Annotated in this window: 8 protein-coding genes and 1 other annotated feature; of the genes, 6 read left to right on the forward strand and 2 right to left on the reverse strand. The window is 31.0% G+C overall.

The annotated features are described in order from the left end of the window. Positions 1–159: 159 nt before the first annotated feature. Positions 160–1,287, forward strand: coding sequence for a Rossmann-fold NAD(P)-binding domain-containing protein (locus FQB35_RS00315; protein WP_148808012.1), 1,128 nt, complete (start codon positions 160–162; stop codon positions 1,285–1,287). Between the two features lie 101 nt (positions 1,288–1,388). Here the strand turns inward: FQB35_RS00315 and argJ are convergent, their stop codons facing one another. Beyond that, positions 1,389–2,606: a bifunctional glutamate N-acetyltransferase/amino-acid acetyltransferase ArgJ gene (argJ, locus tag FQB35_RS00320; protein ID WP_148808013.1), complete on the reverse strand. Its 1,218-nt coding sequence runs from the start codon at positions 2,604–2,606 to the stop codon at positions 1,389–1,391. Between the two features lie 24 nt (positions 2,607–2,630). Next, the gene (argC, locus tag FQB35_RS00325; protein ID WP_148808014.1) at positions 2,631–3,668 is read right to left on the reverse strand and encodes an N-acetyl-gamma-glutamyl-phosphate reductase; all 1,038 of its coding nucleotides are present in this window, start codon (positions 3,666–3,668) and stop codon (positions 2,631–2,633) included. A 132-nt stretch (positions 3,669–3,800) separates the two neighbouring features. Between argC and argB the strand changes: the two genes are divergently transcribed. The 5 genes from argB (at position 3,801) to serA (ending at position 12,666) form a co-directional block, all read left to right on the forward strand. After that, a complete protein-coding gene (gene argB / locus FQB35_RS00330) occupies positions 3,801–4,682 on the forward strand; it encodes an acetylglutamate kinase (protein WP_148808015.1) in 882 nt (293 codons plus the stop codon). Continuing rightward, positions 4,675–5,838, forward strand: coding sequence for an aspartate aminotransferase family protein (locus FQB35_RS00335; RefSeq protein WP_148808016.1), 1,164 nt, complete (start codon positions 4,675–4,677; stop codon positions 5,836–5,838). Before argB ends, FQB35_RS00335 begins: the two co-directional genes overlap by 8 nt. 505 nt (positions 5,839–6,343) lie before the next feature. Beyond that, positions 6,344–7,423: a glutamine-hydrolyzing carbamoyl-phosphate synthase small subunit gene (gene carA, locus FQB35_RS00340; protein WP_148808017.1), complete on the forward strand. Its 1,080-nt coding sequence runs from the start codon at positions 6,344–6,346 to the stop codon at positions 7,421–7,423. After that, the gene (carB, locus tag FQB35_RS00345) at positions 7,414–10,599 is read left to right on the forward strand and encodes a carbamoyl-phosphate synthase (glutamine-hydrolyzing) large subunit (protein WP_148808018.1); all 3,186 of its coding nucleotides are present in this window, start codon (positions 7,414–7,416) and stop codon (positions 10,597–10,599) included. The genes carA and carB overlap by 10 nt, the downstream gene beginning before the upstream one ends. A 175-nt stretch (positions 10,600–10,774) precedes the next feature. Beyond that, positions 10,775–10,981 (forward strand) — a binding site (T-box leader). Between the two features lie 92 nt (positions 10,982–11,073). Then, positions 11,074–12,666 carry a phosphoglycerate dehydrogenase gene (gene serA, locus FQB35_RS00350; protein ID WP_148808019.1) on the forward strand — a complete coding sequence of 531 codons (1,593 nt, stop codon included), beginning with the start codon at positions 11,074–11,076 and terminating at the stop codon, positions 12,664–12,666. The last annotated feature ends 336 nt before the right edge of the window (positions 12,667–13,002 follow it).

Consider the following 13,002-nt stretch of genomic DNA (forward strand, 5'->3'; position numbering starts at 1 on the left):
ATTTCAGTAAGTTTTTTTAGCAAAAGTTATCAAAGTCATTCTCTTATCTTTTTATATTTATTTTATGTTATATATTTATTCAAGGGCTGCTTAAAAATAAATATAAAAATATTGCACAAACTATTTAGTAGAGCATAAGATTTGAAAGGGTGAATCTAAATGAAGAAGATTACATCTATAGGACTTCCTAAGATTTATGGGATAAAAGGAGAAATTAGGGCATTTCTTCCAAGCTTTGTTGAAAAACTTAAAAAATATAATATAGATTTATTTTTAGAAGAAGGATATGGCGTTGAGATGGGGTTTACAAAGGAGGACTATTTAAAGCATAATGACACAATAAAATTTGTATCAAGTGAAGAAGTTTATAAAAAGGATTTAGTTATTATATTAAAGGCGCCAGGTTATGACAAGCTAGAAATTATGAAAAAAGGAAGTAGTCTGATTTCTATGCTTCATTATGATTCAAGACCAAAGTTAGTTGAAAAATTAAAAGAAAAAGGTATAAATGCTTACTCTATGGACTCTATTGTAGATGATGAGAATAATCGTATGGTAGTTACTTACGAACTTACAGCATTAGGTGGTGTAAAGGTTGCTTTTTATGAGATGAAAAAGAGAAGAAAAGATTTCTTTTCAAAGGATAGAGGACCTATAAAAGTAACCATTATAGGAATGGGACAATTAGGGATGAGAGCTGGAAGAATTTGCATGAACCATGGAGACAAAGAAATATTAAATCAAATTAGAGAAAAAGAGTTAGCAGGTGTGATAGTTCAATATATAGGACGAGATATAACAAAATATAAAAATCTTTTAGAAGATATTTTTAAGGATACAGATTTATTAGTAGATGCAACAAAAAGAATAGATTTTTCAAAATATATTGTTCCAAATGAATACTTAAAGTTTTTAAAAGAGGATGCAATAATATTAGATTTAACAGCAGACCCTTATGATACATCAGTTGATCCTATGCAGGTAAAAGCCATTGAAGGATTGCCTCATGGGGACTTAGAGAAATATGTATTTGAAGTAGATGCACAAGAATATAATGATATTCCTTCAGAAGTTTGCACAAAGAATAGGAGAGTTACTATAAGCTGTAGTGGTTGGCCAGGGACACTCCCTAAAGAGTCTATGATGGTTTATGAAAAAAAATTACTTCCTTTTATAGATGTACTTTTAAGGAATGATAAAGAGATAAGTATTAAAAGCAATAATAAGTATGGACGTGCTTTATATAGAGGAAGTTTAGATTATTTTTTAAAAGAAAACAATATATAGTGGATAAAGTCAAATTCATCCACAATAAATTGTGGATGAATGTGGATAACTTACTTTTAATATAAAATTATTAACAAACAGCTTACATTTTGTAAGCTGTTTTATGTTCTATAAGAACCATTAATTTTTACATAATCATAGCTTAAATCGCAACCCCAGGCAGTAGCTTCATATTCTCCATCTTTTAAGTCAATAATAATATTTACATACTCTTGTTCTAATATGGATTTTGCTAAAGCTTCATCAAAAGAAATACCTTTACCATTCTTTGCAACTTGTATATTATCAATTTTACTTTTAAAAAATATATCTACTTTTTCAGGTTCAAAGTTTCCGTTAGAATAGCCAATGGCACATAGTATTCTTCCCCAATTTGCATCATTACCAAACAAAGCTGATTTTACAAGGCTTGAACTAATGACTGATTTTGCACATAGCTTTGCATCTTCTATTGTTTTTGCATGTAAAACGCATGTTTCTATTAGCTTTGTTGCACCTTCTCCGTCTTTTGCAATCATTTTTGCAAGTTCTTGGTTTACAAAATCAAGAGCTTCTTTAAATTTTACATAATAGCTATTCTTAGTATCAATCAGTGAATTTTTGGCTTTTCCATTAGCAATTGTAATAACCATATCATTAGTACTGGTATCTCCATCTACGGAAACCATGTTATATGTGTTTTCTACACTATCCTTTAAAGCTAATGATAATAATGATTTTGTAATGTTAATATTTGTAACAATAAAACTAAGCATTGTCCCCATATTTGGATGAATCATACCAGATCCTTTGGCAATTCCGCTAATATATACAGGTTTGTCTTCTATAGTAATTTCAACAGTTATTTTCTTTGGAAAAGTATCAGTTGTCATAATTGCTTCGCTTGCTGCATTGCCATCGCTTTTATTTAACATACTGCAAGCTGTTTGAATACCTTCTGTAATTTTATCAATTGGTAAAGGAACACCTATAATACCAGTAGAGCCTACCATTACTTCATGAGTAGATAAGCTTAGTTCTTTTGCTGTCACCTCTGCCATAGTTATTGCATTTTTAAAGCCTTCTAATCCTGTACAAGCATTAGCATTCCCACTATTTACAACAATAGCTTGTGTGTTTTCTGATTTTATATGTTCTATATTAAGTAATATAGGAGCTGCTTTTACTTTATTTTTTGTAAATGTAGCAGCTGCTACAGCAGGATATTCACTATAAATTACGCATAAATCTTTCTTTCCACTTTTTTTAAGACCACTATGAATACCGATAGCCTTAAATCCTGGAACATCTGAAATAGTCTTATTTTCTAATATTTTCAATTTAGTTAACCTCCTTTTATCAATTTATGGTGTCATTGAAATGAATTTTAAACCTTCTGTTTCTTCTATATCAAACATTATGTTCATATTTTGTATAGCTTGCCCTGCTGCACCTTTTATTAGATTATCAATAGCTGATACTATAATTACTCTATCCGTTCTCTCATCTATACATATACCAATATCACAAAGATTTGTACCTTTTACCCATTTTGTTTGGGGAATTTCTTTTCTAATTCTTATAAAATATCCATCTTTATAGAAATCTTCATAAATTTTATATAAATCCTCTTGAGATATTTTTTCTACTAGACTACCGTAGCATGTTGCAAGTATACCTCTATTCATAGGGATTAAATGGGGTGTAAATGATAAAAGAATATCTTGTCCATAAATATTTGATACTTCTTGTTCAATCTCTGGCGTATGACGATGGCAACCTACACCATATGCTTTAATAGATTCGTTGCATTCAGCAAAAAGTGTTGCAACATTTGCTTTTCTTCCTGCACCTGATACTCCAGATTTTGCATCGATTATAATAGAATTTGGATCAATTATTTTATGCTTTAATAAAGGAGCTAATGCTAATATGCTTGCTGTAGGATAACAGCCTGGATTGGCAATCAAATTAGCTTTTTTTATATCTTTTTTATTTATTTCAGGAAGACCATATACAGAAGTTGATAAAAATTCAGGGAGTTCATGGTTAAGCCCATACCATTTCTTATAAGTAGTTGTGTTTTTTAATCGAAAATCAGCACCTAGATCAATAACCTTTACACCTAAATCTAGGGCTTTTTTTGTTATAGCAAAAGATTTACCGTGAGGCAATGCAATAAACAGCAAATCAATACTGGATAATTTTTTTTCTACGGTATGGATATCTATACATAAATCTTGTATAAACTGATAATATTCAGGATAAACATTAGAAAAAGGCAAACCTGCATAATTATAAGAAGATAAAAATACGATTTTTGTTTCTCTATGCCTATGAAGTAGCCAAACCAACTGCTGTCCGGCATAACCTGTTGATCCTATTATACCCACTTTGATCATATAGAAACCTCCTAGAAACTTAATTTTAATTAATTATACAACAATATAAATAAATATACAATATAAATATTGAATAAATATTTATTTAAAGGTATAATTATTAATAATAATTTAGGAAGGAAGGGGATAGCAGTGGATCATCAGAAAATATCGATATTAATAGAGGCTTTGCCTTATATTAAAAAATTTAGAGGAAAAACTTTTGTAATTAAATATGGCGGAAGTATTATGAAAAATATTGATGCCAAAAAAGCTTTTATAGAAGATGTAGTGCTTTTAAAGCTTGTAGGGATTAACATTGTTATTGTTCATGGAGGAGGTCCGCATATTTCAAACTGGTTGAATAAATTGGATATTCAGACAGAATTTATAAAAGGGCTAAGGGTTACAGATGAAAAAATAATGGAAATAGTAGAAATGGTTCTTTCAGGAAATGTGAATAAATCAATTACTGCAGATTTATGCAAACATGGTATTCATGCAGTTGGGATCAGTGGAAGAGATAATAATCTTATTGAAGCAACGAAAAAATATTTATATGAAGAAAATGAAAAAATAGATATAGGTTATGTAGGAGAAGTTGTATCCGTAAATGGAAAAATTTTAATGGATTTGTTAGAACGATCTTATTTACCTGTAATATCACCAATTGGATGTGATAAGGAGGGGAATGTTTATAATATAAATGCAGATTATGTAGCATCTTCAGTGAGTGCTGTTTTAAAAGCAGAAAAATTAATATTATTAACAGATGTAGCAGGACTTTATAAAGATATTGATGATTCTTCAAGCTTTATTTCAAGTACAAATGCAGAAGAAATAAGAGAGTATATGCAAAAAGGGATTATCAAAGGTGGAATGATTCCTAAAATGGAATGTTGTATAGAAGCTATAGAAAATGGAACAAAAAATGTGCATCTTATTGATGGAAGAGAAGCTCATAGTTTATTATTAGAGATTTTTACAAATGACGGAATGGGAACTATGATAAAAGGAGGAAAGTATAATGGGTAAAAACAATATTATGAATACCTATGCAAGATTTGATGTGATATTTGAAAAGGGTTTCGGAAGCAAAGTATGGGATATAGAGGGAAAAGAATATATTGATTTTGTTTCTGGTGTTGCTGTTAATTGTTTAGGGCATAGTCATAAAGCTATTACAAAAGCTTTAAGTGAGCAAAGTGAAAATTTAATCCATATTTCAAATTTATATTGGAATACAAATCAATTTAAATTAGCTAAAAAATTAGTAGATCTTAGTGATCATGATCAGGTATTTTTTTGTAATAGTGGAACAGAAGCAGTAGAAACGGGATTAAAATTAGCAAGAAAGTATGGAAAAATGAAGAATAATAATAAAAATACAATCCTTTATATGAAAAATTCATTTCATGGAAGAACTCTTGGGGCTTTAGCAGTGACAGGGCAAGAAAAATATCAAAAAGATTTCTTGCCTTTGATGGAGGGGTTTGATAGTGTAAATTTTAATGATATAGAGGACTTAGAAAAAAAGATAAATGAAAATACTTGTGCTGTTATTATTGAGCCGATTCAAGGAGAGGGAGGAATAATAAAAGCAGAAAAAGCGTTTTTACAAAAAGCAAGAGAGCTTTGTAATAAATTTGATGCCCTGTTAATATTTGATGAAGTACAGTGTGGAATAGGAAGAGTTGGTACTTTATTTGCTTATCAAAGCTTTGGTGTGATTCCTGATGTGATTTGCATGGCAAAAGGATTAGGAGGAGGATTTCCAATAGGGGCAGTAATTGCAAAAAAGAAAGCTGCAATTGCTTTTGTACCAGGAGATCATGGATGTACCTTTGGAGGAAGTCCCTTAGCTTGTGCTGTATCACTGGCAGTATTAGAAGAGTTAGTAGATAAAGGAATTATCAATAAAGTGAATGAAAAGAGTAAATATTTTGTGGATAAGCTAGAAGAATTAAAATGCAAATATGATGTTATTGAAAGTATTCAAGGAATTGGACTGATGTTAGGGATTAAGGTGAAAAAAGAACCTAAAAATATTGTAAATAAATGTTTTGAAAAAGGATTATTACTTGTAGGTGCAGGAAAAGATGTGGTGAGAATTCTGCCTCCTCTTAATGTTTTGGAGGAAGAAATTGATAAAGCAGTAACCATATTAGAGGAAGTTTTAGATAACAATTAAAACAATAATCGTGAAAAAACTGGTATTTGACATACCTATAAAAAATATGGTATTATATAGTGAAAATAAAATAAGTACCTTTAAATCGGTCCAGAGAGGCTGAAAAGGATGTGATAAAGAAGATTCACATAAATTTTTATTTGTGGTGAACCGTGTTCTTTGTGTGTAAAAAACAGACCTTTTGCCTCTGGCAAAAGGTTTTTTATTATATAAATATAAAAACACAGTGTAAATATATACAATGCAAAGCATAAGTATAAATTGCTAGCATAGTATAAATATAAAATTACAAATAATGTAATTTAAAGATAAACTATAGTAAAAAGTAAGATAATAACTAATATACAGGATATAAAAAGTTAATATAAAAGTATAGATATATATTTAAAGGAAAAATTTTTTAAAATTGATTGAATAATTATATATAATTATGTATAATTATTAATAAAAACTATGAACAACTTTGTTTAATTATAAATAAAAGAAAAATATGGAGGGGTGCAAAATGAATGGAATATTATATCTAGAAGACGGAACGGTATATAAAGGAAAAGGGTTTGGGAAAGTAGGTACCTCTGTAGGAGAATTAGTGTTTAATACTTCTATTACAGGATATCAAGAAATTTTAACAGATCCATCTTATGCAGGGCAAATTATCACCATGACATATCCTTTGATAGGAAATTATGGGGTAAATAATGAGGAAAGTGAATCTTCTAAAGTATATGCCAAAGGATTTGTTACAAAATCTATCAGTAAAACCCCTTCTAATTATATGAGCGAAAAGTCACTAGAAGATATGCTTAAAGATATGGGAGTAGTAGGGGTTTGTGATGTAGATACAAGAAGCATTACAAAGAGAATTAGAAATCAAGGAGCTTTAAAATGCATTATATCTAATGAAAATCTTTCTATAAAAGAATTAGAGGATATTTTAAAAAAATCTTCATTAAAAGAAGATTGGATGAAAAGTGCTGGAACGGATAAAGTTTTTCATATACCTGGAACAGGGCCTAAAATTGCTGTAATGGATTTTGGAATAAAGAGAAATATTATAAACAATCTAAAGTATAGAGGATGTGATATTACTGTATTCCCTTACTATACAACCTATGATGAGATCATGAATTTAAACCCTGATGGGGTACTTCTTAGCAATGGACCTGGAAACCCTGAAGCAGCTATAGAAGGAATAGAAACAGTAAAGAAAATAATACAAAAGGTACCTACCTTTGGGATTTGTATGGGACATCAAGTATTAGCTTTAGCAGTAGGGGGAAGTACCTACAAGATGAAGTACGGGCACAGAGGAGGAAATCATGGGGTTTATGATATTCACAAAGACAGAGCCTATATTACTTCTCAAAACCATGGATATGCAGTGGACCGAAAGAGCGTAGAAGATAAAGGAATGGAAATTACACATATTAATCTAAATGATGATACAGTAGAGGGGATGCAACATAAGGAACTTCCAGTTTTTTCTGTACAATTCCATCCGGAAGGAGCACCAGGGCCAACGGATTCTACTTATCTATTTGATAAGTTTATAGACCAATTAAAGGAGGATAAAAAATGCCTATAGATAAAACGTTAAAAAAGGTGATGGTTATTGGTTCTGGACCAATTATTATTGGTCAGGCAGCAGAGTTTGATTATTCAGGAACACAAGCATGCAAAGCTATAAAAGAAGAAGGAATAGAAACAATTCTTGTCAATAGCAATCCTGCTACCATTATGACGGATACAAATGTAGCAGATAGGGTATATATAGAACCTTTAAATGTAGAAAGCTTAGAAAAAATTATAGAAAAAGAAAGACCTGATGGAATTTTAGCTGGTTTTGGAGGCCAGACAGGATTGAATTTGGCAATGAACCTAAAAGAAATGGGAATATTAGATAAGTACGGTGTAAGATTATTAGGTACAGATAGTGAAACTATAAAAAAGGCAGAAGATCGAGAGGCTTTCAAAGAGCTTATGCTTGAAATTGGAGAGCCCATTCCTATGAGTATTATTGCAACAAAGATAGAGGAATGTGAAGAATTCGTTGATCGTTATGGATATCCTGTAATAATAAGACCAGCTTATACACTAGGCGGAACGGGTGGAGGAATTGCAAACAATCATGAAGAGCTTCTTGAAATTTGCCAAAAAGGAATAGAAAACAGTCCTATTGGACAAATACTTTTAGAGCAAAGTGTAGCAGGATGGAAAGAAATTGAATATGAAGTGATAAGAGATAAAAAAGACAATTGTATCATTATATGTAACATGGAAAATATGGACCCTGTAGGGATCCATACAGGGGATAGTATTGTTGTTGCACCTTCACAAACACTAAGAGATAAAGAATACCAGATGCTAAGACAGGCGTCTATAAAAATTATAAGAAGTTTAAAGATTGAAGGTGGCTGTAACATTCAATTTGCACTAGATCCAAAAAGTAATAATTATATTGTTATAGAAGTAAATCCAAGGGTAAGTAGATCGAGTGCTCTAGCATCGAAGGCTGCGGGTTATCCTATAGCAAAGATCGCAGCAAAGATTGGAATAGGCTTTAGCTTAGATGAGCTTAAAAATTATGTAACTAAGAATTCTAGTGCATGCTTTGAACCAGCATTAGATTATATTGTAGTGAAATTTCCAAAGTGGCCTTTTGATAAGTTTAGTAAAGCATCAAGAACCCTTGGAACGCAGATGAAAGCAACAGGAGAAGTAATGTCAATTAGTAGAACTTTTGAAAGTGCACTTCTTAAGGCAATAACCTCTCTAGAGGGTAAGTTTACAGGATTGAGAATGTTTTCTATTATGGATATGAGTAAAGATGAATTATATGAAAAAATTAAAAAGTGTGATGATGAGAGAATATTTGCACTTGCAGATGCTTTAAGAAGGGGAATATCAGTAAAAGAGTTGCATGAAATTACTAAAATAGATCCATGGTTCTTAAATGGTGTAAAAAATATCATAGAAATGGAAAAGAGGTTGCAAAAAGAAAAAATTGATGAAAAATTACTTTATGAAGCAGAAGCAATGGGTTTTACGGATAAAGAAATTTGTGATTTAACAGGGTTTGATCGAAATGAATTAGGTGAGATTCTAAAAGATAATATTGGTCCTGTGTATAAAATGGTAGATACTTGTAGTGGGGAATTTGAAGCACAAACTCCTTATTACTACTCATGTTATGAAGAGGAAGATGAAAATATAATATCTGATAAGAAAAAGATTTTGGTTATTGGTTCTGGACCTATCAGAATTGGTCAAGGAATAGAATTTGATTACTGTTGTGTTCATGGGGTATGGGCAATCAAAGAAGCGGGATATGAGTCAATTATTATGAACAATAACCCAGAAACAGTAAGTACAGATTTTGATACAGCAGATAAGCTTTATTTTGAATCATTATATATAGATGATGTGATGAATGTAGTCAGAAACGAAAAACCAGAGGGTGTGATTCTCCAATTAGGAGGACAGACTTCTGTGAATTTAGCGCCAAAACTTTACGAAAGAGGTGTAAATATCCTAGGAACATCTTATCAATCAATGGACATAGCAGAAGATAGAGATAAATTTAGAAGCTTCCTAGAAAAATTGGAGATTCCTAGTCCTATGGGAAAAGCTGTTACAAGTATAGAAGAAGCATTAGAGACGGTAGAGGAATTAGGATATCCAGTAGTAGTTAGGCCTTCTTATGTAATAGGTGGTCGTGCAATGCAGGTGGTTTATGACCAAGCAGGGTTAGAAAGTTATTTACAAGAAGCGGTAAATCTATCTAAAAAATATCCTGTACTGATTGATAAATATGTTAAGGGTACTGAAATTGAAGTAGATGCAATAGCAGATGGAGAAGATATACTAATTCCTGGAATTATGGAACACGTAGAAAAGACAGGGGTACATTCTGGAGACAGTATTACAATATATCCATACGTAACCTTAGGGAAAGATACAGTAGAAAAATTGGTAGATTATACGAAAAAAATTGCTAAAGAGTTAAGTATCATTGGACTCGTAAACATTCAGTACGTATTTGATGGAGAAGATATATATGTAATAGAAGTAAATCCAAGGGCATCAAGAACTGTTCCGATTTTAAGTAAAGTGACAGGTGTACCAATGGTGAAATTAGCGGTAGATGCCATGTTAGGTAAAAAATTAAAAGATACTTCTTATGGAACAGGGCTAATGAAAGAGAAAAAATTATACGCTGTAAAAGTTCCTGTATTTTCAGGAGAAAAACTTACAGATGTAGATATGAATTTAGGACCAGAAATGAAGTCTACAGGAGAAGTACTAGGAATTGATACAAATTTAGATAAAGCTATATATAAAGGATTTAGAGCTTCAGGAATTAAAATTCCTACAGAAGGTGCTATATATGTTTCATTAAGGGCTGTAGACAAAGAAGAAGGACTAGAGATAATAAAAGATTATGTAGATTTGGGATTCAAACTGTATGGTTCTGTTGGTACAGCTGACTTTCTAAATAAAAACAATGTTTCTTGTGAAACTATTCCACTGTATGAAGTTGAAAAGCGTATTGCAGATGGAACTATCAATATGATGATAAATACGCCTACAAGAGGGAATAATAAATACAGTTTAGGATTTAGAATAAGAAGAAAAATGAGCGAGCATCGATTACCTATATTTACTTGTATAGATACAGCAAGAATATTTAAAATAGCTATTGATATTAAAAAGAGTAAAGAAGAGATTGATTATAAGACAATTGATCAATATTTAGCTTAAATTTTATAATTTCGAAAAATCCTAACGCACCTATTTATTTTTCAATTATAATAATTCTATTTTGTCTACAGCCTGATAATAAATAAATTTTTTATATAAAAAACATTTAAAGTGTTGACTTAATATATTATAAATAATATAATAATTACAATTATAAAAAAATTCAATTAAAAAACAAAAAGCTATGAACGGTAGTAGTAAATAATGCTTTGTTTAAAGAGAGTCGATGGCTGGTGTGAATCGATAACAAAGGTTATTGAATCCGACCGGAAGCTGTATAGGGGTAAAAAACCTATGCCGGGATTTCCCGTTATAATGAAAGAGGCTGTATATGCAGTAAAAAAAGGTGGCACCACGTGGATGTTAGATCCCCGTCCTTGATTTATTCAAGGACGGGTTTTTTGATTGTTGTCTACATGTAGATTACTCCAAATACTTTGACTTATAAAAAATATAAAATTGGAGGAGATAGTCATGGAAAATAGAAAAAAAGTGATTATTACAGAAAGAATAGATGAAGAAGGAATTAAGCTATTACAAAAACATTTAGATGTTGATGTATGTTTTAATATATCAAGAGAAGAATTATTAAAAAGAATACATGAATATGATGCTATTATTGTTAGAAGTGTAACGAAAGTAAATGAAGAGTTAATGAACCTTGCCACAAAACTGAAAGTAGTAGGAAGAGCAGGAAATGGAACGGATAATATAGATATTCCAGCAGCAACACAAAGGGGTATTATTGTGGCGAATACGCCAGATAGTAATACTATGTCTGCAGCAGAACTTTCTATAGGACTTTTAATGGCTCAATCAAGAAATATTCCTCAAGCAAATGAATATATCAAAGGAGGAAAATGGGAGAGAAATAGATTTAAAGGAGTAGAACTTTATAATAAGACTTTAGGAATTATAGGACTTGGTAGAATAGGTTCTTTAGTTGCTACAAGAATGGCTGCTTTTGGTATGAAAGTAATTGCATATGATCCATATATATCTGATGAAAGATTTAAACGTTTTAATGTTGAGAAAAAGAATACATTAAAAGAATTAATAGAGGAATCTGACTTTATTACTGTGCATACGCCAAAAACAAAAGAAACTTATGGAATGATTGGAGAAAGAGAAATTGAATGGATGAAACCAGGGGTAAGGCTTGTAAATGCTGCAAGAGGAGGAATCATTAATGAAAAAGCCTTATTAGATGGGATTAAAAGTGGGAAAATTGCAAGTGCTGGACTAGATGTACACGAAGAAGAGCCTTGCTTTAATAATCCTTTGTTTGAGTTAGATAATGTAATTGTGACACCACATATTGGGGCAAGTACACTAGAAGCACAGGTTAATGTTGGGGTTACTGTAGCAGAGCAAGTAATTAATGCATTAAAAGGAGAAATTGTCCCAAATGCAGTAAATTTACCTACAATGCATAGAGATGAATTGGCAGTTATGAAGCCATATATTGAACTAATGGAGAAATTAGGGAAGCTTTATTATCAGCTTTATCAAGATCCAATTGAGCATGTAAATGTTGATTATTGGGGAAGCATTGCAAAGCAAGATACAGAAATGAGTACCATTGCTTTTATAAAAGGATTGCTAGAACCAGTAGTAGAAGATAAGGTGAATTACATCAATGCTATGCTTTTAGCAGAACAAAGAGGGATAGGTATAGAACAAAGAAAAATGAAAGAAAACTATAATGGATATACAGATTATATTGAAATAAAGATAGTAACAAAAGAAAAAACTTTTGTTATTGCAGGAAACTTATCTTCAAAACGAGAAGGAAGACTTGTGAAGATTGAAGGATATGAAGTGGATGTAAATCCAAGCAAGTATATGTTATTTATAAAAAATATGGATGTTCCTGGTGTAATTGGACATATTGGTATGATTCTAGGAGAAGAAAATATAAATGTTGCAACTATGCAAGTAGGTAGAAATGCAAGAGGAGAACAAGCATTGATGATTCTAACAATTGATGATGAAGTATTAGAGAAGAGTTTAGAAAAGTTAATGCAGACAGAAAATGTATTATGGGCAAAAGGTGTAAAGCTATAAAAAATAAAAGCCAGTTTTGGCTTTGTGCTTATCTATCAATGAACTGAAAAATAACGCTTATAAACAAATCTTTAGAGAAAACTAAGATTCATAATTTAGAAAAATCCTAACGCATTTAATCAAGACGTCCTGTCTTGTAGGATGCTGGCTTAGCGTCCATGCTAAGCCTACGGATTTTTCTGAAATTTTTCATCAAGTTTTCTTTACTAAAGCTTTGTAATTATTCGCTTTTATTTTTTATTCATAAATTCTATTTTGTCTACAGTCTGAAAGCCAGTTTTGGCTTTTATTTTTTGTAAATAATTAGAGGTTTAGTATAATATAGTTAATTAAGAA

Origin of the sequence: Crassaminicella thermophila (genome assembly GCF_008152325.1) — a bacterium.
GTDB lineage: Bacteria > Bacillota > Clostridia > Peptostreptococcales > Thermotaleaceae > Crassaminicella_A > Crassaminicella_A thermophila.